The organism is Mesorhizobium sp. C399B, from assembly GCF_030323185.1.
Lineage (GTDB): Bacteria > Pseudomonadota > Alphaproteobacteria > Rhizobiales > Rhizobiaceae > Mesorhizobium.
The window spans coordinates 138,927-162,444 of the sequence record NZ_CP100472.1 but is presented as its reverse complement, the minus strand read 5'-3'; the positions used below and the strand labels follow the sequence as shown (position 1 = coordinate 162,444).

At 61.7% G+C, this 23,518-nt stretch carries 24 protein-coding genes and 1 tRNA gene; 12 read left to right on the top strand and 13 right to left on the bottom strand.

All coding sequences use genetic code 11. The features are described 5' to 3' along the window. Positions 1-31: 31 nt before the first annotated feature. Positions 32-121, top strand: a tRNA-Ser gene (locus NLY36_RS00780). 147 nt (positions 122-268) lie between these two features. On the opposite strand, the gene NLY36_RS00775 is transcribed toward NLY36_RS00780, so the two are convergent. Next, a complete protein-coding gene (locus NLY36_RS00775) occupies positions 269-430 on the bottom strand; it encodes a hypothetical protein (RefSeq protein WP_023691300.1) in 162 nt (53 codons plus the stop codon). Between the two features lie 186 nt (positions 431-616). On the opposite strand from NLY36_RS00775, the gene NLY36_RS00770 reads away from it, so the two are divergent. Beyond that, positions 617-808 (top strand): DUF3606 domain-containing protein, encoded by a 192-nt coding sequence (locus NLY36_RS00770; protein WP_023668952.1) that lies wholly within the window; start codon positions 617-619, stop codon positions 806-808. Positions 809-1,155: 347 nt separating this feature from the next. On the opposite strand, the gene NLY36_RS00765 is transcribed toward NLY36_RS00770, so the two are convergent. Beyond that, positions 1,156-1,878, bottom strand: a complete 723-nt coding sequence (locus NLY36_RS00765; RefSeq protein WP_023736621.1) for a hypothetical protein — start codon at positions 1,876-1,878, stop codon at positions 1,156-1,158. A 431-nt stretch (positions 1,879-2,309) separates the two neighbouring features. Here NLY36_RS00765 and NLY36_RS00760 point away from each other — a divergent pair, with 431 nt between their 5' ends. From NLY36_RS00760 to rimO, 6 genes are all read left to right on the top strand, one after another. Next, positions 2,310-2,699, top strand: a complete 390-nt coding sequence (locus NLY36_RS00760; RefSeq protein WP_023682533.1) for a sugar 3,4-ketoisomerase — start codon at positions 2,310-2,312, stop codon at positions 2,697-2,699. 43 nt (positions 2,700-2,742) lie between these two features. Beyond that, positions 2,743-3,963 (top strand): FAD-dependent oxidoreductase, encoded by a 1,221-nt coding sequence (locus tag NLY36_RS00755; protein WP_198020861.1) that lies wholly within the window; start codon positions 2,743-2,745, stop codon positions 3,961-3,963. Further along, complete coding sequence (locus NLY36_RS00750; protein ID WP_023691313.1) at positions 3,964-4,890, top strand: glycosyltransferase family 2 protein; 927 nt, start codon at positions 3,964-3,966, stop codon at positions 4,888-4,890. A 119-nt stretch (positions 4,891-5,009) separates the two neighbouring features. After that, positions 5,010-5,417 carry a DUF930 domain-containing protein gene (locus NLY36_RS00745; RefSeq protein WP_032889884.1) on the top strand — a complete coding sequence of 136 codons (408 nt, stop codon included), beginning with the start codon at positions 5,010-5,012 and terminating at the stop codon, positions 5,415-5,417. 262 nt (positions 5,418-5,679) lie between these two features. Beyond that, positions 5,680-6,339: a TerC family protein gene (locus NLY36_RS00740; protein ID WP_023668959.1), complete on the top strand. Its 660-nt coding sequence runs from the start codon at positions 5,680-5,682 to the stop codon at positions 6,337-6,339. A 139-nt stretch (positions 6,340-6,478) separates the two neighbouring features. After that, positions 6,479-7,792 carry a 30S ribosomal protein S12 methylthiotransferase RimO gene (rimO, locus tag NLY36_RS00735; protein WP_023691314.1) on the top strand — a complete coding sequence of 438 codons (1,314 nt, stop codon included), beginning with the start codon at positions 6,479-6,481 and terminating at the stop codon, positions 7,790-7,792. Positions 7,793-7,931: 139 nt separating this feature from the next. Here rimO and NLY36_RS00730 read toward each other — a convergent pair whose 3' ends face one another. The 8 genes from NLY36_RS00730 to NLY36_RS00695 form a co-directional block, all read right to left on the bottom strand. Further along, positions 7,932-8,999, bottom strand: coding sequence for a BMP family ABC transporter substrate-binding protein (locus NLY36_RS00730; RefSeq protein ID WP_023682527.1), 1,068 nt, complete (start codon positions 8,997-8,999; stop codon positions 7,932-7,934). A gap of 50 nt (positions 9,000-9,049) precedes the next feature. After that, positions 9,050-9,970 (bottom strand): ABC transporter permease, encoded by a 921-nt coding sequence (locus tag NLY36_RS00725; RefSeq protein WP_023682526.1) that lies wholly within the window; start codon positions 9,968-9,970, stop codon positions 9,050-9,052. Further along, entirely contained in the window at positions 9,970-11,094 is a 1,125-nt protein-coding gene (locus NLY36_RS00720; protein WP_031193354.1) for an ABC transporter permease, read from the bottom strand. The genes NLY36_RS00725 and NLY36_RS00720 overlap by 1 nt, the downstream gene beginning before the upstream one ends. After that, positions 11,091-12,668 (bottom strand): ABC transporter ATP-binding protein, encoded by a 1,578-nt coding sequence (locus NLY36_RS00715; RefSeq protein WP_023736619.1) that lies wholly within the window; start codon positions 12,666-12,668, stop codon positions 11,091-11,093. The genes NLY36_RS00720 and NLY36_RS00715 overlap by 4 nt, the downstream gene beginning before the upstream one ends. A 210-nt stretch (positions 12,669-12,878) precedes the next feature. Beyond that, the gene (locus NLY36_RS00710) at positions 12,879-13,856 is read right to left on the bottom strand and encodes a quinone oxidoreductase family protein (RefSeq protein WP_023736618.1); all 978 of its coding nucleotides are present in this window, start codon (positions 13,854-13,856) and stop codon (positions 12,879-12,881) included. A 17-nt stretch (positions 13,857-13,873) separates the two neighbouring features. Next, entirely contained in the window at positions 13,874-14,704 is an 831-nt protein-coding gene (gene pcsA, locus NLY36_RS00705; protein ID WP_023668966.1) for a phosphatidylcholine synthase, read from the bottom strand. After that, on the bottom strand, positions 14,701-15,315 hold the full coding sequence (locus NLY36_RS00700; RefSeq protein WP_023736617.1) for a DUF1326 domain-containing protein: 615 nt from the start codon (positions 15,313-15,315) through the stop codon (positions 14,701-14,703). Before NLY36_RS00700 ends, pcsA begins: the two co-directional genes overlap by 4 nt. Before the next feature lie 14 nt (positions 15,316-15,329). Next, complete coding sequence (locus NLY36_RS00695) at positions 15,330-16,217, bottom strand: DUF2182 domain-containing protein (protein ID WP_023736616.1); 888 nt, start codon at positions 16,215-16,217, stop codon at positions 15,330-15,332. A 95-nt stretch (positions 16,218-16,312) separates the two neighbouring features. Here NLY36_RS00695 and NLY36_RS00690 point away from each other — a divergent pair, with 95 nt between their 5' ends. After that, entirely contained in the window at positions 16,313-17,524 is a 1,212-nt protein-coding gene (locus tag NLY36_RS00690; protein WP_023736615.1) for a UbiH/UbiF family hydroxylase, read from the top strand. Here NLY36_RS00690 and NLY36_RS00685 read toward each other — a convergent pair. Next, positions 17,501-18,463, bottom strand: a complete 963-nt coding sequence (locus NLY36_RS00685; protein ID WP_023730586.1) for an AEC family transporter — start codon at positions 18,461-18,463, stop codon at positions 17,501-17,503. The two genes, NLY36_RS00690 and NLY36_RS00685, sit on opposite strands and share 24 nt — an antisense overlap. A gap of 224 nt (positions 18,464-18,687) precedes the next feature. Here NLY36_RS00685 and hspQ point away from each other — a divergent pair, with 224 nt between their 5' ends. Beyond that, positions 18,688-19,011, top strand: coding sequence for a heat shock protein HspQ (hspQ, locus tag NLY36_RS00680; protein WP_023668971.1), 324 nt, complete (start codon positions 18,688-18,690; stop codon positions 19,009-19,011). Between the two features lie 81 nt (positions 19,012-19,092). Here the strand turns inward: hspQ and NLY36_RS00675 are convergent, their stop codons facing one another. Then, positions 19,093-19,716 (bottom strand): invasion associated locus B family protein, encoded by a 624-nt coding sequence (locus tag NLY36_RS00675; RefSeq protein WP_023668972.1) that lies wholly within the window; start codon positions 19,714-19,716, stop codon positions 19,093-19,095. A gap of 260 nt (positions 19,717-19,976) precedes the next feature. Here NLY36_RS00675 and NLY36_RS00670 point away from each other — a divergent pair, with 260 nt between their 5' ends. Continuing rightward, a complete protein-coding gene (locus NLY36_RS00670) occupies positions 19,977-21,797 on the top strand; it encodes an extracellular solute-binding protein (RefSeq protein ID WP_023688488.1) in 1,821 nt (606 codons plus the stop codon). Positions 21,798-21,846: 49 nt separating this feature from the next. Beyond that, the gene (locus tag NLY36_RS00665; RefSeq protein WP_023696126.1) at positions 21,847-22,527 is read left to right on the top strand and encodes a DsbA family oxidoreductase; all 681 of its coding nucleotides are present in this window, start codon (positions 21,847-21,849) and stop codon (positions 22,525-22,527) included. A gap of 125 nt (positions 22,528-22,652) precedes the next feature. Here NLY36_RS00665 and NLY36_RS00660 read toward each other — a convergent pair whose 3' ends face one another. After that, positions 22,653-23,087, bottom strand: a complete 435-nt coding sequence (locus tag NLY36_RS00660; protein ID WP_023696127.1) for a hypothetical protein — start codon at positions 23,085-23,087, stop codon at positions 22,653-22,655. Between the last annotated feature and the right edge of the window lie 431 nt (positions 23,088-23,518).

The following is a 23,518-nucleotide window of genomic DNA, read 5'->3' as shown; positions in this document are numbered from 1 at the left end:
GCAGGGAATAACGTAGTCGGATCAACACTTTGGAGGGATGGCCGAGCGGTTTAAGGCACCGGTCTTGAAAACCGGCGTGGGTGCAAGCCCACCGTGGGTTCGAATCCCACTCCCTCCGCCAGATATTTGGCTACCGTGCTGAATTGCCTCTGTATTTTCAAAGAGGGCCAAATCTTTCCTAAGTTATTCCTAACTTCCTAAAACGAAGAAGCCTGCCACCGCGAGGCAGCGGGCCAGCGTGAGCGCAAACGTTGCGCCAGCCTCAGGATCAACGTTCGTCCTGGCGATAGAGCCGTTTGGTCGCGCGGTCGCTTTCCATGCGTTCTGCAGGACCACGGTGGCGTCGGGTCATAAGAACGTATGCCATCAATAGGGCCAGCAACAGTGGCCCACCAGCAACGACGATCAACCACATCACACTTTCAAACATGAGGCATCTCCTTCACGTCACAACCGTCAAGGAGAAGAACCGTTCCGTTCAAAGTTACAGCAACACCAGCACCTCCTGCGACTGAGGGCCGTTTTCCCATGTGACCGTTTCGGAAATCCGGGCTCCGCTGCAACAAAAGGCTGCGGCTGCACGTTGCGGTTGATCATTCAACCAGGAGCAAAGCAAATGGCCGACGACAAAACGAAGACGGACTTCCGCGATCGGGACCGCGTCTCTGCCGATGAGGATTATGAAGTCGAGTATTTCGCCACCAAGGCCGGCATCACCCCGCAGCAGGTCAAGGAATTGATCGCGAAGCACGGCAACCGACGCGAGACGCTGGAGCGGGAAGCGAAGGCTCTGGGGAGCGGTAGGTAGGCCGGCATGCCAGAGTACCAGGTGGAAGAGTGGCATGGAGAGGAGTGTGTCTCAACTCAGGCCACGAGCGCCGATGATCCGTTATCTGCGGTAGAGAAGGTCACGGGCCAAAGGGTGTCGCCTAGAGCGCTTCAGGAGCATTGGTTTCGTGTGGTCGATGAAGATGCGCGAAGCACGCATGAATTCAGCCTTGAGGACGGCGGCCCGGCTGGAGATTTCGCAAAATAGCCATGACCAGAATCTCGGACCTGCATTGGGACCAACGCTGCAGATAGGCGAGAAAGGTGCAGCCGCCGGGCGGACCCGACGGCTTATCGTCGATTGGATCGCTGCCGCCGCATGGGGCCTTAAGGCGCGGCCGGCGCCAGCTTGGCGGCTACTTGGTCGATCTTGTCGGCAAGTACGCTATTGGCCCAATCTGTCACCTCAGGGTCAACGGGCTTGTTGGCCATTTGGGCAAGGGCTGCATCGATCGATGGGACGTTGGCAGCGGCAGCTGTGGCGGCGGTCTGAGCAGCGGCCGCATCCTGGGTGGCGTCATCGAGCGCTGCCTGTGCTGCATCGAGGTCGGCCTGCGTCGGGACATCTTCGGGCGGGGTATTCGGGTCAGCCGCTTTCGCATTCAGCGCGTCGAGCGCCGCTTTGGCGTCGGCAACCGCCTGATTAGCGGCATCGAGCGCCGATTGAGCGTTCTTGGCTATTGCCGACTGTGTCACAAAAGCCTGCACGCCAGCGAAGTTCTTGCTCTTGGAGTGCATAAAGGCGTTGGCGTTGCGCTGCAGTGAGTTCAATCGGCCCAGCTTGGCATGGATATTCTTTTCCTTGGACACTGAACCGGTAGCGGCCTTGGCGACCTGGCCCTTGGCGGATGCCGACTTGCCGAGCGAACCGCCGCCTCCGCCATTGCCGCCAGCATTACCGTTTCCTCCGCCATTGCCATTGCCATTGCCGTTACCGTTACCATTGCCATGGCCGTTACCATGGCCGTTGCCACCAGCAGCAGCCAGGGCCGGCGACACCAGAAGCGAGAACACCGCAAATGCAGCAAAAAGGGTCTTTCGGGATGTCATAACTACCTCCGAGATTGCCACCGCCACTAACCGCTATAGCGGGCAACATGAGGAATCGCTAACACAAAGGGTAAACTTGGATATAGCTGTGCTTTCATTGCGAGAACGAAGCGGCCGGCCGGCGAAACGCCAACCAGCATAACTCTTTGAAATTGCTGAAGTAGATCACCCTCGTTGGGACCGGCCGGCCTTCCGAACTCAAAGGTCCTAGACCGCTCGGACCAAGGTCTTAAGCCGTGGTTTCGGCCGCGACTCAGAAGTCGTGACGGCGCGGCGACCTTCGGTAGTCGGCACCGTATCGGCCTGAGGCCGAGCTCGACATCGATCCGCTGCTGTGTCCCAAAACACCTCCTAAGTGCTTGTATTCTCTGTCTTTTGATATAAGCGCTAGTCTGAGGTAAATTTCGACCGGCATATGGCGGGCTTACGTTATGCAGCATCGAACGTTCTTTGGCGGCAAGGTCACCGAGATCCCCACTTCGTTACATTGCGATCCCAGGGGAATGCTGACCGCTATCGAGTTCAGCGGTTACAATTTCCAAGCCGTGCGGGCGTTCGTCGTCACCGCGCCGCGCGGCACGTCGCGGGGCGGACATGCACACGGCTCGGGCCGGCAATTGATGATGCAGCTGTCGGGCGAGATCGGCATCGAATTTCGCTATCAGGAACAGGTCGAACGGCTGACGCTCACCGCATCGAACCGCGCGGTACTGGTCGATGCCCCGGTGTGGGCGCTGCAGACCTATGAAGGCGAGAACCCGTCTTTGCTGGTTTTCTGCGATACCGAATACGACCCTGAAAACTACGTATCGAACCCCTGAGGACACTCATCGGGAAAGGAGAGGCCGCGATGCGCGCCAGGACATGACAGCGCCTCGCGGCAGAATGGCTATTCTCGGCGCCGGCATCATGGGCGCCAGCCTCGCTCTCATGATGGCCCGCAGAGGCTACGCGGTGTCCCTCTTCGACAAGGAGAGCGAGCCGATGGCCTGCGCCAGCCGTTGGAACGAGGGCAAGATTCATCTCGGCTATCTCTACGGGAACGATCCCTCGCTGCTGACCGCCCGGCATCTGCTTTCGGGAGGACTGTGTTTCGGCAGGCTTGTTTCCGAGCTGATCGGAAGCAATCTGGAAGCGCACACGACCTTTTCGGAAGACCTTTATCTGGTCCATCGCAACTCGATCGTCGCTGCCGAGGCGCTGGGGGCGATCTTTGAACGTGTGGATGTATTGGTGCGCAGCCACGCTGACGCCACCAGCTACCTTGCCGACGTATCGGCGGCGCGATCGAATCGGCTTTCCAAAACTGAATTGGCCGATGTCACCAACTCGGACCAGATCGTCGGGGGCTTCCAGGTGCCGGAGCGATCCGTCAACACGCGATGGGTTGCCGACCGGCTTTGCGCCGTGCTTCGGGGTGAACCCAACATCAGCTTGCGGATGACGTCCAAAGTCCTGTCGGCACAGCCGGTGGACGGAATTGACGGGAAATGGCGCGTGGCGGTCGCAGGCAAGAAAAGTGAGGCGTTCGACATCGTCGTCAATTGCCTTTGGGAGGGGCGGCTGGCTGTCGACCGCACGGCCGGCATCGAGCCGGTTCCCGGATGGTCGCACCGCTACAGGCTTTGCCTGTTCGGCCGCACCAGGCAGCCTGTCAATGTGCCATGCGCGGTCGTCGCCCTTGGCCCGTTCGGCGACATAAAAAACTATGACGGGCGCAACTTCTATCTCTCCTGGTACCCGAGCGGGTTGCTTGCGGAGAGTGGCGAATTGTCGATCGAAACGCCGCAAGCGCTCGATGCCGACGCACGACAGCGGTTCATCGGCGACGTTCGCGCCACGCTCGCCCGGTTGGTGCCCAGTGTTTCCAGCATGTTCGACGATGCCGAGGAGCTTGAGGTACGCGGCGGCTTCGTGTTTGCGCAAGGGCGTGGTTCGCTCAGCGACCCGAAAGCCACAATCCATCGCCGCGACCAATTCGGGGTCAACCGCCTGGGCAACTACATCTCGGTCGACACAGGTAAATATTCGACGGCGCCGTGGCTTGCCGACAGGCTGGCGCGGCAAATCTGCGGGATCGAGTGAATGGGTGAGACAGAACAGGGCGGCGCGAAGCAGGTAGCGCAGAAACAAGTCCAGCTTCGATCCGGCTGGCGGCCGAAGGTCACGGCGCTGGTGCCATGCTACAATTCGGCGGCATTCATTTCGCGTACGCTGGACAGCCTCGCCGCGCAGACCTGGGACAATATCGAGATCCTGGTCGGGGAGGACAATTCGACCGACGCGACATTCGAGATCGTTTCAGCCTTCGCCGGCGGCCGCGACGATGTCCGTATCCTCCGCCGGGACAAAAACCTGGGATGGCTGAAGAACTCCAACGATCTGATGGCCAATGCCAGCGGCGAATTGATGTTCTTTGCCTTCCATGACGACGTCATCGATCCAACCTATATCGAGGCGCTGGTGCGGGCGCTCGATGCCAATCCCGCGGCCGTACTGTCGTTCAGCGACGTCGAAGTGATCGAAGTCAGCGGCGAAAGTGCCACGTGGAAGTTCGACCTGCTGGAGGGCTTGCAGGACGGTTTTGCGCGTGGCCGGGCGATGGCGCGCCAGCCGCATGGATGGTGGGTTCCCAATCGTGGGATATTCAGGGCCTGGGCGTTCCACCGTAGCGGCGGGATCAAGCCCAACAGCCAAGGCGAATTCAGCGCCGACTGGACCTGGCTTCTGCATCTGTCGCTGCTCGGCGGCTTTGTCCGCGTGCCGCAAGTGCTCTGCCACAAATACTACCGGGCGGGCAGCATCAGCCGGCGCTGGGACCGCAACAGCACCCAACGAAGGGCCTTGCGGGCGGCGGGGATAAGGGAGGTCTGGCACAGCGAGGCCGGCCTTGCACAAAGAGCCTTCCTCGCTGTCTATATCGCCTTGCGGCCGTGGCGGTGGGTGCCGCGATCGCGAGAAGCGCAAAGACGGCGAAACAGGCAATCGGTGCATGGCAGCCCGGACAAATAAGAATGGCGCCGGCGACGTATCAAAGCGGCTGCGTCAAAACACCCTGCCCGGCCAACGGCGATTTCCGCGCATATCCGGCTGCCCCAAAATGGCACTCCGGTTGATTTTTCACGCGAGTTATGGTCGTTCTCCCGCCCATGAAAAAACTATTCCTTGCGGCGCTGGCCTCGGTGACGCTGGCCTGGCCCGCCCACGCGATGGACGCCGCCCTGCGCGCCGGCCTGCTGAAACTCGACCCGGAGACCCGGCTGGAGCAGAGATGCGACGCCGAAGTGCTCGACCGCATCAGCCATGACGACCACAAGTACAAGGCAGACCGCGTCGTCGCCTACGCCTTCGCGACGCCGGAAATGAAGGCCGATGCCATCCGCAGCCCGGGCGCTGCCTTCCGCAGCAAGGGGCAGTGGTACCGGCTGAAGTTCAAATGCGAGACGGCGCCTGACCATATGGAGGTCCTGCAGTTCCGTTACCGCATCGGCGACGAGATTCCGGAAGCCGACTGGGCGAAGTACAATCTCTACGACTGAATTCGCTGCGACCAGAATTCTCTCTGGCAGAACGACCTTCCCTATTCCCGTGGCTTTCAGCGTCGGCCGTTAGAGCGGTTCAGCTTTTTACAGAGCAGCTGACCCACTCTAACTCTTTGTTTTTGCATGATTCCGGACGGAAAACCGCTACGCACTTTTCCTGGAATTGCGCCGGCAGTCTCTTGACGCGCGGGAACCATACACGTTAGGGCGTCGGCATATCCGACGACGAACACGCCGATACAGCAAGGGGCTCCGGTCGATGGACATTTTCAGCGCTGCAAGCATGACGGCCCTCCTCCAGGTCATCGCCATCGATCTGGTGCTTGCCGGCGACAATGCCATCGTCATCGGCCTTGCCGCCGCCGGCCTGCCGGTCGAGCAGCGCAAGAAAGCCATCCTGATCGGCGTGTTGGCGGCGACTGTGCTGCGCATCCTGTTTGCCGCCGTCACCGTCAAGCTTCTTGCCATTGTCGGCCTGCTGCTGGCCGGCGGCATCCTTTTGTTGTGGGTGTGCTGGAAGATGTGGCGCGAGCTGCGGACGTCGCATGCCGACGAGTTCGAGGCGACCGAGGCGCTCTCCGATTCCGACCTCAACAGCGACAGAACGGTAGGTGGCAAGGCGCCGCGCAAGACGCTCGGCCAGGCGGCCCTGCAGATCGTCGTCGCCGATGTTTCGATGTCGCTGGACAATGTGCTGGCGGTCGCCGGTGCGGCGCGCGATCATTTTCCGGTGCTTGTCATAGGCCTGGTGCTGTCGATCGCCTTGATGGGCTTGGCCGCGAGCTTCATTGCCAAGCTGCTGCACCGCCACCGCTGGATCGCTTATGTCGGCCTGCTGATCATTCTCTACGTCGCGATCGATATGGTCTATCGCGGCGTTGTCGAGGTCTGGCCGCATGTCAGTCCTGTGGTGAGCTGACTCTGCCGGTCCTACAGCTTCTGTATATTACGGGTATCTGCCGGAGGCAGTGGTCGCGTTCGCCGCAGCCGCTGCCCATACCAATGCCGCAATAAGTGTGGTACTGGCCCCCGATCCCGAAAAACCCGGAATGTTTCTCATGTCTGCGCCTCGCGTCAGTTTCGTCAGCCTTGGATGCCCGAAGGCGCTTGTGGATTCCGAGCGCATCATCACGCGCCTGCGCGCCGAAGGCTATGAGATCGCGCGCAAGCATGACGGCGCGGACCTTGTCGTCGTCAACACCTGCGGCTTTCTCGATTCGGCCCGCGACGAATCGCTCAACGCCATTGGTTCGGCGCTTTCGGAAAACGGCCGGGTGATCGTCACCGGCTGCCTCGGCGCCGAGCCGGACGTCATACGAGAGAAGCACCCCAACGTCCTCGCCATCACCGGCCCGCAGGCCTATGAGAGCGTGATGGCCGCGGTGCATGAGGCGGCGCCGCCCAGCCACGATCCCTATATCGACCTTCTGCCGCCGCAAGGCGTCAAGCTGACGCCGCGCCACTACGCCTATCTCAAGATTTCCGAAGGCTGCAACAACCGCTGCACCTTCTGCATCATTCCGGCACTGCGCGGCGACCTCGTCTCGCGCCCGGCGGCCGATGTGCTGCGCGAGGCCGAGAAGCTGGCCAAGGCCGGCGTCAAGGAACTGCTGGTCATCTCGCAGGACACCAGCGCCTACGGCATCGACATCAAGTACCAGACGTCGATGTTCGGCGACCGCGAAGTGCGGGCGAAATTCCTCGACCTTTCGGAGGAGCTGGGCAAGCTCGGCATCTGGGTACGCATGCACTATGTCTACCCCTACCCGCATGTCGCCGATGTCATCCCGCTAATGGCGGATGGAAAAATCCTTCCCTATCTGGACATCCCCTTCCAGCACGCCTCGCCGCAGGTGCTGAAGAACATGCGCCGTCCAGCCCATGGCGAAAAGACGCTGGAGCGCATTCGCGGCTGGCGCGAGGTGTGCCCGGATCTGGCGATACGCTCGACCTTCATCGTCGGTTTCCCCGGCGAGACCGACGAGGATTTCGAGATGCTGCTCGACTGGCTGGACGAGGCCAGGATCGATCGCGCCGGCTGCTTTAAATACGAGCCGGTCCGCGGCGCCCGCTCCAACGATCTCGGCCTCGAACAGGTGCCGCAGGAGATCAAGGAAGCGCGCTGGCATCGCTTCATGCAGCGCCAGCAGAAGATCTCGGCGACGCAGCTGGCCAAGAAGGTCGGCAAGCGCCTGCCGGTGCTGATCGACGAGGCGCATGGCACGTCTGCCAAGGGCCGGACAAAATACGACGCGCCCGAGATCGACGGTTCGGTGCATATCCAGTCGCGCCGCCCGCTGCGCCAAGGCGACATCGTCACGGTCAAGATCGACCGCGCCGACGCCTACGACCTTTACGGCTCGGCGGTTTAGAAAATTACCAAAAAGGGCGCCTCCCGGCGCCCTCGGATTTTTGGCACAGCCCTCGGCGCGGTTTCGCAGTCGAAGCGTGCAGCCCGCGAAATGAAAAAGGGCGCCGCGCGGCGCCCCTTCTCCTTTGCGTTTCCGATATTTACTGCGGCAACTTGTCGTCGACGCCCTTCACATAGAAGTTCATGCCGAGCAGCGTGCCGTCGTCGGCGACTTCGCCGTCCTTGAGCCACGGCGTGCCGTCCTGCTTGGCGACCGGTCCGGTGAAGGGGTTCCAGCCATCTGCGATTTTCTTGGCGGTTGCCTCGGCCATCGCCTTCACATCGTCCGGCATGTTGGTGAAGGGCGCCAGCTTGACGGCGCCGTCCTTGATGCCGAGCCAGACATTGTCCGGCTTCCAGGTGCCGTCGAGCGCTGCCTGAACGCGGCTGATGTAGTACGGCCCCCATTCGTCCGTCAGCGAGGTCAGCTGCGCGTTCGGCGCGAACTTGATCATGTCGGAGGACTGGCCGAAGCCGTGCAGCTTGCGCTCTTCCGCCACCTGCAAGGCAGCGGTGGAATCGGTGTGCTGAACGATGATGTCGGCGCCCTGATCGAACAGTGCCTTGGCCGCGTCAGCTTCCTTGCCCGGATCGAACCAGGAGTTCACCCAGACGATCTTGGCCTTGAAGTTCGGGTTGACCGACTGCGCGCCGAGCATGAAGGAGTTGATACCCATCACCACTTCGGGGATCGGGAAGGAAACGATATAGCCGGCGACCCCTGCCTTCGATTCCTTGGCGGCGATCTGGCCGAGCACATAGCGGCCTTCATAGAAGCGCGCATTGTAGATGCCGAGATTGTCAGCGGTCTTGTAGCCGGTGGCGTGCTCGAACATCACTTTGGGGAACTTCTTGGCGACCTTCACTTCCGGGTCCATGAAGCCGAAAGAGGTGCCGAAGATGATCTTGCAGCCTTCGCGCGCCAGACGCTCGAAAGCGCGGTCGGCATCGGGACCTTCCGAGACGTTCTCGAGATAGGCGGTTTCGACCTTGTCGCCGAGCGCCTTTTCCACCTCGAGGCGGCCCTGGTCGTGCTGGTAGGAATAGCCGAAGTCGCCGATCGGGCCGGTGTAGACCCAGCATGCCTTCAACTTGTCGGCGGCCTGCGCGGACGCCGCCAGTGACATGGCGGCGGTCGTGGTCATCAACGCAATAAGCAGTTTTTTCATTGTGTTACCTCTCTGAGTTTAGCCTTGGAGCTTCCCGTTTGTTTTTGTTGTCAACGATCCGGAACGAATGGCTGCCCCAAGGAAGCCGGCGTGTTCATCATCGTCAGACGCTTGTTGCGCGAGATTAGAACGAGAACCACGACGGTTGCCAGATAGGGCAGAGAAGAAAGCAGCTGCGAAGGCACCGGAATGCCAAATGCCTGTGCATGAAGCTGGCCGATCCACACCGCGCCGAAGATGTAGGCGCCGGCGAGCACGCGCCACGGCCGCCAGGAGGCGAAGACGACCAGCGCCAGCGCGATCCAGCCGCGGCCCGCGCTCATGTTCTCCACCCATTGCGGCGTGTAGACCAGCGACAGATGGCCGCCGGCAAGGCCGGCGCAGGCGCCGCCGAAGATGACCGCGAGATAGCGGTAGCGGATGACCTTGATGCCGAGCGCATGCGCCGATGTGTGGCTGTCGCCGATCGAGCGCAGAGTGAGGCCGGTGCGGGTCTTGAACAGGAACCACATGACGGCCGCCGTCAGCGCGATCGAGATGTAGAAGATCGGGTCCTGGCCGAACAACAGCCTGCCGACCACGGGAATGTCGGTGAGCACCGGAACGTAGAGGTTTGGCAGCCGCTCGCCGGGCTGGCCGACGAAGCTGGTCCCCATCATGCCGGAAAGGCCGAGGCCGAGCAGCGTCAACGACAGGCCGGTCGCCACCTGATTGGTGGCGAGCGACAGCGTCATCACCGCAAACAGCAGCGAGAACACCGCGCCCATGGCAATTGCCGCCAACAGGCCCATCCAGGGCGATCCCGTGAGATAGCCGGCTCCGAAGCCGCCGACGGCGCCCATGATCATCATGCCTTCGACGCCGAGGTTGAGCACGCCGGAGCGCTCGACCACCAGTTCGCCGATGGCCGCTATTAAAAGCGGCGTCGCCGCCGTGGCGATGGTCAAAAGGATGTTGACGGCGATGTCCATCAGCGGGCTTCCTTCAACTTCGGCGCGGCTTCAAGCTTCGCCGCGCTTTTCGTCAGCGCCATGCCGACCAGACGGATGCGATAGTGGATGAGCGTGTCGCAGCCGAGCACGAAGAACAAAAGCATGCCCTGGAACACGCGTGCCACTTTGTCGGAAATGCCGAGCGCGCTCTGCACCGCCTCGCCGCCGAGATAGGTCAACGCCAGCACCAGGCCGGCGGCGACAATGCCGAGCGGATTGAGCCGGCCGAGGAACGCGACAATAATGGCGGTGAAGCCGTAGCCGGGCGAGATCACCGGCTGGAGCTGGCCGATGGCGCCGGAGACTTCCGAAATGCCGGCAAGCCCAGCCAGCGCGCCTGACAGCAGGAAGGCGAAGAACACCATGCGGTTGAGGCCGAAACCGGCGAAGCGCCCTGCCCTCGGGCTGGAGCCGAGCACGCGGACCTCAAAACCCTTGAGCAGGCGGCTCATCAGCACCCAGATCAGCACGGCTGCAACAAGCGCGAAGACAAAACCCCAATTGGCGCGGCCGGCATCCGGCATCAGTTCCGGCAGGACCGCCGAGTCATTGAACTGGATCGTCTGCGGGAAACCGTGGCCCTGTGGATCGCGCCAGGGGCCGCGCACCAGCCAGTCGAGGAAAAGCTGGGCGACATAGACCAGCATCAGGCTGGTCAGGATTTCGTTGGTGCCGAAGCGCGTCTTCAAGAGAGCCGGGATTGCTGCATAGGCGGCACCGCCGACCATGCCGAACAACAGCATCAGCGGCAGCACCAGCGGGCCTTCGAACCCGGGAAACAGCACCGGAATGGCCGAGCCGAAAATGCCGCCGAGGATGAACTGTCCCTCAGCGCCGATGTTCCAGATGTTGGCCTTGTAACAGACCGACAGGCCGACCGCGATCAGGATCAACGGCGCGGCCTTGATCGCCAGCTCATGCAGCTGCCAGACCTGGCTGATCGGCTCGATGAAATAGATCTCAAATGCGCTCAGCGGGTTGACGCCGAGCAGCGCGAACAGAACCGCGCCGGCGATGATCGTTAGGGCGAAGGCGATGAAGGGCGACAGCGCCGAAAAGAGCATAGAGCGCTGCGGGCGTTTGACGAGTTCGAGGCGCATCATGCCGTCTCCAGACCATGTTCGGCGTGGCCAGGCTCGGCGCCGCCCATCAACAGACCGACCTTTTCGAAAGTTGCCTCGGCGATCGGCAGCGGTTTGGACAATTCGCCATTGTGCATGACCGCGATCGCGTCCGAAATCTCGAACAGCTCATCGAGGTCCTGGCTGATGACCAGAACTGCCGAGCCGCTGCGCGCCAGTTCGATCAGCGCCTGGCGGATGTGGGCGGCGGCACCGGCGTCGACGCCCCAGGTCGGCTGGTTGACGACCATGACGGCAGGGCTGCGGTCGAGTTCGCGACCGACGATGAATTTCTGCAAATTGCCGCCCGAAAGGGCCGCAGCTTCCGGATCGGGCGCGCTCTTGCGCACATCCATCGCCACGATGATGCGCTGGGCGGCGGCATAGACCGCACCGCTTTTGACGGCGCCGCCGGCGCCGACAAAAACCTTGCCGTCGGTGGCGTGCCGCGACAGAAGCAGGTTTTCCGAAAGCTTCATGCGTGGCGCCGCGCCATGGCCGAGGCGTTCTTCCGGCACGAAGGCAGCGCCCATCAGCCGCCGGCCTGTGATCGAGAGCGAGCCGGCATCCTTGCCGCGGATGCGCACGGATGCGGCGTCCTGCTGCAGCACCTCGCCGGAGACGGATTCGAAGAACTCGCCCTGGCCGTTGCCGGCGACACCGGCAATGCCGATCACCTCGCCGGCGCGCACAGTGAGGTTGATATTCTTCAGCGGAATCGAAAACGGCGTTGCCGGCTTGCGGCTGAGGGCGCGGATTTCGAGCAGCGGCTGCGCGGTCTCGATGCCTTCGGCCGGCGCACGCACCACGGCCTTCACCTCGTTGCCGACCATCATGCGGGCCAGCGACGAAGCCGTTTCCTCGCGCGGATTGCAATGGCCGACGACCTTGCCGTGACGCAGCACGGTCGCGCGGTCGCAAATGCGTTTGACCTCTTCCAGCCGGTGCGAAATGTAGAGGATGGATTTGCCCTCGGAGCGCAGGCGCTCCAGCGTCTCGAACAGCTTGTCGGCTTCCTGCGGCGTCAGCACCGAGGTCGGCTCGTCGAGGATGATGAGCTGCGGCGTCTGCAACAGGCAGCGGATGATCTCGATGCGCTGGCGTTCGCCGACCGAGAGATCGCCGACCAGCGAGTCCGGATCGAGCGGCAGGCCATAGCTGAAGGAAAGCGCCCTCGCCTTGGCCGCGATCGAGCTGATCGGTGAGCCGTCATCCAGAGACAGAGCGATATTCTCGGCCGCGGTCAGCGCCTCGAACAGCGAAAAGTGCTGAAACACCATGCCGATGCCGAGCTTCTTCGCCATTCCCGGACTGGTGATGCGGACCGGCTCGCCGTTCCAGAATATCTCGCCGGAATTGGGCTCCAGTGAACCGAACAGCATCTTGACCAGCGTCGACTTGCCGGCGCCGTTTTCGCCGAGCAGCGCGTGGATCTCGCCCTTGGCGATGTTGAGGTCGATATGATCGCACGCCGTCAGCGTGCCGAATATCTTGGTCAGCCCACGAACCTCAAGCAGGTTCGCTCCATCATGATCTGCACTCACAGTGCCTCCCATCCGGTTCCCGGACATGTTCTGTGTTCCCGCCAGCATGGTATGCGCTGGCCGCTCTCGTGCGAAAGCAGCACCCGCCTTGAAAGAGCTTCAAGAATTTCAGCGGAAACTCAAGGGGTAAAGATTGACCTGCTTCGCACAACAAACCGATCGCCCGGTTTTTCGGGTAAACAGTGCCTGGCGTCGCGGCAAAACGCTGAAAAGCAAGGCAGATCAGGGGATCAGTATTGTCGTACCCGTGGTCTTGCGCCCTTCGAGATCGGCTTGCGCCTTGCCGGCGTCCTTCAGCGCATAGCGCTGGTTGATCTTGATCTCGACCGCGCCGCTCAACACCACATCGAACAATGCCGCGGCGGAGATTTCGAGGTCTTCACGCTTGGCGTTGTAGACGAACAGCGTCGGCCTGGTAGCGAACAGCGAGCCCTTCTGCGCCAGCAGCGACATCGAAAATGGCGGGATCGGTCCAGAGGACTGACCGAAAGAGACGAACATGCCGAGCGGCTTCAGACAGTCGAGCGAGGCCGGGAATGTGTCGTTGCCGACCGAATCGTAGACGACGTCACATTTCTTGCCGCTGGTGATGGCGGCGACGCCGGCGACGAAATCCTGCTCCTTGTAGTTGATGACATGGTTGAAGCCATGCGCCTTGGCGAGCTCGATCTTGTCGGTTGAGCTTGCCGTGCCGATGACGGTGGCGCCGAGATGTTTTGCCCATTGTCCCAGGATCAGCCCGACGCCGCCGGCGGCGGCATGAAACAGGATGGTGTCGCCTGCCTTCACCTTGAAGGTCCGGCGCAACAGATACTCCGCCGTCATGCCTTTAAGCATCATGCCGGCGGCCTGTTCGTCGCTGATGCCGTCCGGCACCTTGACGACGCGGTCGGCGGCGACGACGCGCTGTTCGGCATAGGCGCCGACATTGACGGCATAGGCGATGCGGTCGCCCGGCTTCAGCCAGTCGATGCCTGCACCGACCTCGAGAACCACACCTGCCGCCTCGCCGCCCGGGATCAGCGGGAAGCCGCCGGGCGGCGGATAGAGGCCGATGCGGTGATAGACATCGATGAAATTGAGGCCGATCGCGGTGTGCCTGACCAGGATCTGCCCGGCGCCGGGTTGTCCCGGATCGGCGTCTTCATAGGTCAGGACTTCCGGACCGCCATGGGCGTGGATACGGACTGCTTTGGACATTGTGGGCTTTCCTGCGGTCAGGCTTTCTTAGTGTCCGGCTTGGCGCCGAGTTTGGGGAAGAACTGCATGATACCGCCGATGCAGGCGAGGTAAAGTCCGGTGATGGTGATGCCGACCTTGGTAAAGACGCTGACCTGTTCGCCCAAAACGCCGATCTGGTCGTAGAAGGCGGCAAGGGCCGCCTGCGCCAGCGCCAGCGCACCGAAAGCACACCAGAGCAGCGTCATGCCAAGATTAATTGGCCGCAGCCGCACCACCCGCACGGGGTGAATGAAGTTGATCGGCACGAAGGTGAGGATGCCGGCCGCCACGACGACGCCGAAGGACACCCACTGTCCCGGCTCGATGACGAACAGCGTGAACACGACCATGTTCCAGACCACCGGAAAGCCTTTGAAGAAGTTCTCCTTCGTCTTCATTCCGGTGTCGGCATAATAGATGGCGCTGGACACCACGATGATGGCCGCGGACAGGAAAGACAGCCCTTCGCCCATGAAGCCGCGCTGGTAGAGCGCGAAGGCGGGGATCAGCACATAGGTGACATAGTCGATGATGTTGTCGAGGAGTTCGCCCGACCAGGTCGGCAGGATCTCCTTGACCTCAAGCTTGCGCGCGATCGGCCCGTCTATGCCGTCGACGAACAGCGCCAGCCCCAGCCACCAGAACATCGCCGTCCAGCGTTGCTCGCTTGCCGCCACCAGAGACAGGAAGGCCAGGAACGAGCCAGACGCGGTCAACAGATGCACCGAGAATGCCCGCGCCTGCGGCCAGGTGACCTTTTTCTTCGGCCTCGGAATCCGGTCGGTGATCTTTTTGGCGGCGTTTCTGGCCGTTGTGTTCTTGCTCACGGGCCCCGCCAATCCAGTTTGCAGATTTCGGCCGAGCGGCCGGCAAAGTTCCAGTTGTGGCCGAACGCCCGCATCTTGCTTTTGTCGGACCTGGCCACGATGATCTCCGGCGCGATCCAGTATTCCGAGTTGCCGATCACGGTATCCTTCTCGCGATCCTTGCCGGGAATCGGTGTGACCGCCCCGTCGATGATCTTCGGTATCTGGAAAATACGGGTCTTGTCACGCGTCTCGTAGGTGATCGGCACCTGCTCGACGCCGAGGAACTTGCCGACAAGGATCGACAACAGCGCGGTGGTTCCGCCGGCCTTCCCGGTGAAGATCCTGGTCAGCGCTTTCACCGCATAGACGGAGGCTCGCTTGTCGATGAACAGGCCTGCGGTCCAGTTGCCGCGGCTCATATAGCCGGGGATTTCCATGACCAGACCGAGATTGAGGCCGGACAGGTCGACCTCGCCGAAATGGCCTGCGTCGATGCGGAAGCCCGCCCAGGTCTGACAATAACCCTCCGTCGGCGGATGGCTGCCAAGCGACAGCACGCAAGGACAAAAAACCGTGCAATTGCAGGAGAGTACGAGCTCTCCTTTCATTGCCCAGCCTTGCTCTGCCATGGAATTATCCCCCGTCATGCCGAGACTACTAGCAGGGCGATTGCCCAGACAAGCAGTATCGCACCGGCCACTCGGGTTGGAAGGCTGCCGGTGGTCTGTTTTTCGATCAAGGTGAACAGGCCGATCAGCGCCATCCAGAACACGTTCATCGCGCCGACGGCAAACATCACCAGCATCAGCGCCCAGCAGCAGCCGAGGCACCACAGGCCCTGCTTCAGCCCTAGCCGGAAGATGCCACCCGGCTCCGCGCTCCAGTTGGAAAACAGTGTCGAGAACGGGTTCCGGCATTTTGTCAGGCAGGCCTGCTTGAGGCTGCTGAACTGGTAGAGGCCGGCAACCAGCAGCGCGGCCGCCGCGGCAAGGCCGCTCACCGGATCGAGCAATCGAGCGGAGGACGTAAATGCGTGGACGAGCAACGTCAGCACCGCGAAGCCGATAGAGGCGACAAGCCATGTCGAGAGGTAGCCGGCAGCCAGGACCAGCGGATGGGCCACCGGCTCGCCCTTGATGCGGGCGGTGTCGGCGATTTCACAATAGGTACGGATCATCGGCGCCGCCGACGGCAGCATCGTCGCCACGGCCATCAAAAACCACATCACGATCAGCGCCAGAACCGGTGCGCCGCCGGCATCAAGTGGTGCGGGCGTCAGGCACATGCCGAAGAAGCGGTCGAGGACATCCGGCAGCGGCAGTTGCGGCAGATATCGCAGGACCACATCGCCTGGTACGCCGGGGAGCCGGGCTTCGGCGCCGCGGATCGCCATGGCGCCAAGAATAAACCAGGCGAGCAGAATGCCGCCGGCGATGGCGATGTTGACCGTCAGGCGGGGGCTGCGGGCCAGGCTTGCCGTGGCGCGGCCGGCGCGGTCGAGATGGCTGAAATCGTCCTGCTGGCCGGTCATGGCAATCGAATGAGCCTAATCGCCGCGTTGATCAAGCCGCATGGTCTGACCTATATCCATGGGTAGACACCTGCATCGCAAACTGGAAGTCCAATTTGGATCATCGCGAGACAGCACGGATACTGGTAGCCGGCAGCGGCCCTGCCGGACTGATCGCGGCGCTCGGTTTCGCCGAGGCGGGCTTTCCGGTAACCCTGGTCGGACCCGAAGCAGGCGGGCCCGATGGCCGGACCACGGCGCTGATGAACCCTGCTCTCAAGGTTCTCGATCGGCTGGGCGTGCTGGCCGAACTTGCGCCGAAGGCCGCGCCGCTGAAGGTCATGCGCATCGTTGATGCGACCAGCCGGCTGATCCGCAGCCCGGTGGTGACTTTTCGCGCCATGGAGATCGGCGAGGAGCAGTTCGGGCTCAACCTGCCCAACAGTGCGCTGAACCCGACGCTGGCCAAGTCCGTCGCGGCCCATCCCGACATCGAATGGCTGACGTCGATGATCGAGAGTTGGCGTCTGGACGCCGATCAGGCGCATGCCGTCTTGACTGATGGTCGCGAAGTCTCGGCCGCGCTTGCGGTCGCTGCCGATGGGCGCCTGTCGCCGGCGCGCGAGGCGGCAGGCATAGTGGCCTCGGTGCGATCCTACCGCCAAGCGGCGCTGGTGCTGAATTTTGGCCATCGCAGCGAACACGGCTTCACCTCGACCGAGTTCCACACAGAGACCGGGCCGTTCACCCAGGTGCCGCTGCCCGGCAACCGCTCCAGCCTCGTCTGGGTGGTGAAACCGGAGGCGGCGAAGGACCTCGCCGCACTCGATGACGCGACGCTTTCCGAGCGTGTCGAGCAGCAGATGCAGTCGATGCTGGGCCGGGTGTCGGTCGAGCCCGGCCGACAAATTTACCCGCTTTCAGCGGCATCACCGGGGCGCTTCGCGCAAAACCGTGTGGCGCTGGTCGGCGAGGCTGCACATGTGTTCCCGCCGATCGGGGCCCAAGGTCTAAACCTCGGCATCAGGGACGTCGAGGATCTGATTGGAATCGCACGCGAAAATCGCGGCGACCCTGGCGCCGCAAGGGCTTTGGCCGCCTATGATTCCAGGCGCCGTCCCGACATTCTGGCGCGTTCGGGCGCGGTCAACCTGCTTAACATGTCGTTGCTGTCGGACATGTTGCCGGCGCAGATGGCACGCAGCGCCGGCCTCAATGTGCTCGGCAGTTTCGCGCCGCTGCGCGCCTTTTTCATGCGCGAAGGCTTGAGGCCGGGCAGCGGCTTTGCGGCGCTTACCGGCGGTTCAGGGAAACAGGTCCGGCGGTAAGATGCCGTGGCGGATCATGTAGAGCAGCCCGGTCACCGTCAGCACCGAGAGGCAGGTGGTGATCAGCACGCTGGCCGACGCGCGTTGCACCCAGACGCCATATTGCTGGGCGATGACGAAGACGTTGGTTGCGGTCGGTAATGCCGCCAAAAGCACGGCTGAAAAAACCCAGATTTCGGAAAAGTTCCCGATCCAGCTCAGCACGACGTAGCAGAGCGATGGATGCAGGATCAGCTTCAGCGCCGCGATCGACGCCAACTCATGCGGCACGCGGTTGAGGGGCCGGAGCGCAAGCGTCACGCCCATGGCAAACAGGGCGCAAGGGGCGGCCGCCCGAGACAGATATTCGAGCAGGCGATCGACCGGCTGCGGTGGGTGAAAGCCGAGATAGGCGGCGCCGACGCCAAGCGCGGTCGCGATGATGAACGGGTGCAGGACGATTTTCCTGACTACGCCGAGGATGAGCCGCCACGGCGATGTCTTGTCGTCGCCCGACAGCGCCATCATCATCGGCGCGATGGCGAAATGCATGATATTTTCGAAGCAGAAGATCAGCGCAACGGGGACCGCCGCTTGTTCGCCGAAGGCGAGCAGCGCCAGCCCCGGCCCCATATAGCCGATATTGCCGTAGGCCGCGGCCAGCGCCTTGATCGTCGACTGGGCGATCTCGCCGCGCGACGCCGTCACCGACCATACGAACATGATCGAGAAGATCGTGTAGGTGGAAAATACCGAGCCGAAGATGAAGCGCCATTCGGTCAACTGTTCGAACGGCGTGCGGGCCAGCAATTGGAAGAACAGGGCAGGAAGCGCGACATAGACGATGAAGGTGTTCATCCAGCCAAGCGCTTCCAGCGGCTGCCTGGTTATGCGCGCGACCAGAAAGCCGATGAAAATCAGCCCGAAGAACGGAATAACAAGACCGACAATGTCAGACATTTTTGCCCTGGCCCGAAACCCCGGGACCGGGCTAGCCCGTAGCTTCATCGGGCGTCAAGCGCTTCGGCATTGAACTGACACGCTTTCTGCGCCAAATAAAGCCTGATCCCAGACCTAAGTCGGGCTCGATTTTTGGCCACGGTGTGTGTAAATTCAAAGTCTTAGAGCGCTCTTCGCACATTCGAGGGGACGCCGGGCGCTCTAGAGGCTTAGTGGTGAGTATGATGAAAACGGCCAAATTTTCGATCGGACAGGTGGTTCGTCATCGGCTGTTTCCGTTCCGCGGCATCATTTTCGATGTCGATCCGCAATTCGCCAACACCGACGAATGGTACGAAGCCATCCCGGCCGACGTGCGGCCGCGCAAGGACCAGCCGTTCTACCATCTGCTCGCCGAGAATTCGGAAACCGAATACATCGCCTATGTCTCCGAGCAGAACCTGCTCGAGGATCAATCGGGCGAACCGGTCCGGCATCCACAGATCGGCGAGATGTTCGACAAGCGGCCCGACGGACGCTATGAGCCAAAACGCCAGTCGAGACACTGACATCACCTTGCATCGACGTGACGACAACAAAAAAGCGGGGCATGACCCCGCTTTTTGTCGCTCCGGTATCTGTCCCGGCGATTAGTTGGCGGCTTTGGCCTTGGCCTGCTCGTCCTTGAGCTTCTTGGCGAAGTCCTGGTTGTTCTTGACGACGAAATCCTGAAGTTTTTTCTGCCGATCCTCGATGTCCGACTGCTGCAGCGGCGCGCCGTCAAAGGCGCCGCTGAAGCCGGTCAAGGCAACCTTGATTGGATTTGGCTGACTCTGGAAGTTGATCGAGGTCAGCGTGATCGCCTGTCCCTTCTTGAAGGACGCGACGAGCGCGTCGGTCAGCGGCACTTCGGCAACGCAACGGTCGGCGAAGCAAATGACATAATCCAGCTTCGTCGCCTTGCCGGCGTCTATCTGCAGGGCGATGCCGGGGGGCACCAGGCGACCTGGGGGAACCGTGACCTGGAAGACCTTGCGGTTTACCTTGCCCTTCAACTCGATCAGGCTGACGCCGGTGACGAACTGGCCGTTGCCGGCAGTGATGATGTTCTGGACATTGCAGATGTCGACATCTTCCTGCTTGGTGCAGGCCTTGAACCAACCCTGCGGAATCTGTTGCTGTGCCGAAGCGGTGGGAAGTCCGGCGCCCAGAAAGCCGACCACGCCCGCGGCCAGGACCGAAAGGCGGTATGCGTTGCTGTTCAGGCTCGTCATGTCGTGCATTTCCTCTCAAATGATCCCGGGACCGGCTTCTTCGCGCCGTGTGGTCCTGCTACCTGTTGCCGAATTGAGGCAACAGAATGACTTCGGAGCGCGTGTTACACTGCATGAGCAGCCGAATCCAGCCCGCCGCCTGCAATTCTTGGCCTCGCAATTTGGGTCGTGCGATTTGGGTTGATGTATCTGGCCGGAGCGCCGCGGCGCCATGTTAGGGTGCACTCCGAATCATCAAGCCGCCCAGTAAGGAGACGGTCATGGGCCGCATTCTTGTTTGGCTGATCGCCGCAATTTCGTTCTTCGCCTTTGCACCCGGCGTGGCGATGTCGGAACCGAAACATGCCATCGCCATGCAGGGCGAGCCGGCGCTGCCAGCCGACTACCAGCATTTCGACTACGTCAATCCCGATGCGCCCAAGGGCGGCAACATCACTTACTGCGTCGTCGGCAGCTTCGACAATCTGAACCCGTTCATCCTGAAGAGCCTGCGCACCACGGCGCGCGGCATGCAGGACCTCATTTTCGGCAATCTCGTCTTCGAGCCGTTGATGATGCGCAACTACGACGAGGCCTTCAGCCTCTATGGCCTGCTCGCAGACACGGCCGATATGGATCCCGAGCGCAAGTGGATCGAGTTCCATCTCAACCCAAATGCAAAGTGGTCCGATGGCGAGCCGGTGACGCCGGATGACGTGCTTTTCACCTACGATGTCTTCACCGACAAGGGCCGCCCGCCCTATAGGGACCGCATGAGCCTGATCGCCAAGCTCGAAAAGACCGGCGATCACAGCGTACGCTTCACCTTCAACGACAAGGCCAATCGCGAGACCCCCTTGATCATCGCGCTAACGCCGATCATCCCAAAGCACGCCTTCAACAAGGATACCTTCGACAAGACGACGTTGAAGCCGGTGATCGGCAGCGGTCCCTATACCATCGACAAGGTGCAGCCGGGACAGCGCATCGTCTTCAAGCGCAATCCAAATTACTGGGGCAAGGACATCCCTTCCAAGCGCGGCTTCGACAATTACGACCAGATCACCATCGAGTACTTCCTCAACGCCAACGCCAAGACGGAAGCGTTCAAGAAAGGCATCTGCGCCATTTACGATGAGGGCGATCCGGTCAAGCGCGAGCGCGATATCGATTTTCCCGCCTTTCATCGCGGCGAGGTGATCGCCGAGACCTTCGACACCGGCATACCGCCCGTGGTGACCGGCTTCCTGTTCAACACGCGACTGGAGAAGTTTTCCAATCCGGAGGTGCGGCGCGCGCTCGGCATGCTCTACGACTTCGAATGGGCCAACAAGAACCTGTTCGGCGGTAAGTACACGCGCACGATGAGCTACTGGCAGAATTCCGAACTTTCCGCGCTCGGCCATCCCGCTAGCGACAGGGAAAAGGCGCTGCTGGCGCCCTACCCCGGCCGCGTGCCGGCCGATGTCATGGACGGCAGCTGGCGCCCGCCGGTGAATGACGGCACCGGCCAGGACCGCAAGGTGCTGAAGCTGGCGTTCGACCTGCTGAAGAGCCAGGGCTACGCCGTTAGGGATGGCGTCCTGCTGGATCCCAAGGGAAACCCGTTCGGTTTCGAGATCCTGACGGCGTCGCAGGACGAGGAACGCTTTGCCGCCATCTATCAGCGCTCGCTGGAAAAGATCGGCATCGCGGTGACCATCCGCAGCCTCGAGGCCGACCAGATCCAGTCGCGCAAGCAGCGTTTCGACTTTGAGGTTCTTGTCGGGTCGAGCGGGTTCAGCAACTCGCTGTCTCCCGGTATGGAGCAGAACCTTCGCTGGGGTTCTTCAGAGGCCAAAAGAGAAGGTTCATTCAATCTGGCCGGCGTCGCCGATCCAGCGGTCGACGCGGCGATCGACGCGATGCTTAGAGCACGGACCAAGGAAGACTATGTCGCCGCCGTGCGCGTGCTCGACCGATTGCTGATCTCCGGCAACTACATGGTGCCGATGCAGTACAACGCGCAGCAATGGCTCGCCTACTGGAATTATCTGGACCATCCCAAAAAGACGCCCATATTCGGTTATCAATGGCCGACCTGGTGGCGCAAGCCGAACTGAGCGTGGCCGAGATCGGTCTCGCTGAAACGTTCGGCTGCAGGAGATCAAGATGAGCGATGACAATTCCATTACCATCGACGTGGTCTCCGACGTCGTCTGCCCCTGGTGCTTCGTCGGCCAGAGGCGGCTCGACAAGGCGATCGCCGCTGCTGGCGACGTCCAGGTTCATGTGCGCTGGCGGCCGTTCCAGCTCGACCCGACCATCCCATCCGAGGGCAAGGACCGGCGCGAATACATGCTGGCCAAATTCGGCAGCGACGAGCGCATCCGTCAGATGCATGCCCGCATAGAGCCGCTCGGCGAAGCCGAAGGCATCGATTTCGCTTTCGACGCCATCAAGGTGGCCGCCAACACGCTGGACGCGCATCGTGTCATCCGCTGGGCCGGTGCCGCCGGTGAAGCCGTGCAGAACCGGCTCGTGCGCCGGCTGTTCCAGCTGTATTTCGAGGAAGGCGGCAATATTGGCGACCACGCCGTGCTGGTCGATGCCGCCCGCGAGGCAGGCATGGACGCTGCCGTGGTCGAAACGCTGTTGCCGACCGATGCCGACCTCGAGGAGGTGCGCACAGAAATCGCCACGGCATCGCGGATGGGGATCACTGGCGTGCCGTGCTTCCTGCTCGAAGGCAAATACGCCGTCATGGGCGCGCAGGACGCCGACACGCTGACTGATGCCATCCGCCAAGTCGCGGCCGCAAAGGCCAAGGGCGAGCTGGAAAAGGCCGGCTAGAGCCTGTTCCATCCCGATGGAAATCGGGATGGGCTCTATCTCCTTGTTTGAGCATGATCTCTGGACAAAACGGTTTCCCGTTTGTCCGAGAAAACCGGCAACCACTTTTCGGGATCATGCTCGGGTTATTTCACCGTCACCTTGGCTTTGCTGAGGAAGAAGCCATGCCCGTTGCTGCCCGTGCAGGTCAGTCCCTTGGTTGACGACTGGCAGGTAAACGGCCCTTTGCTCCAGCTGTTGCCATAGGCCAGCTTCGCGACATCGCTGCAGCAGCCCTGCTCTCCCGGATTCTTGATCAATGTCGCCGGGCCGTTCGGCCCAAGGATCACGATGACGTAGCTGGGCTCGACGCGCGAACAGCTCAGTTCCGGACCGCCATCCTGTGGTTCGTAGGTGCTGGTGCCGCCCTTCGGCGTGTAGATGCAGCCGATGTTGCCGGACGGAGCATTGAACTCGATTTGCCCTTCGGCGCTTGCCGGAATGGTCTGGCTGACGGCATGCGCAAGAGGCAGCCAGGCAAAGAGCGTCACCATTGCGGGAACGGCTGCGCGTGCAAGCATTGGGGAGCTTCCTTGTTGGGGACCGGACATGCATCGGTGCCGACAGTGCCCGGCAAGGTTCATTCCAGTGCGCTTGATTGTCAAACGGTGTTGAGCTGCAGCTAAAAAGCGTGGGCCAACTCATGAGCAGTCGCCGTGCAGGAGCGACGATCTTGCGTGCCCAACCATGATGGCCCGTGAAATGATTCGGGCGGCCTGGGGCGATCACGGACGGCAATTTTTCGGGCGATCCGGTTAGCGCGCGGTGGGAAAACCGGCCGACGGGCAGGCCTTTTGGTCACAAAGGCGTGTATGAGCCTTCCCTCGGGGAATATTTTCGCACATCTGAGCGTTCTCGCAACACATTGAAACAAAGGACAAATTCGGCCCAAAGACGGCGGTCTTGCAGCACCAACTGTTGCCTCATGGCAACGGGGGGTGGGCTGCCTCAC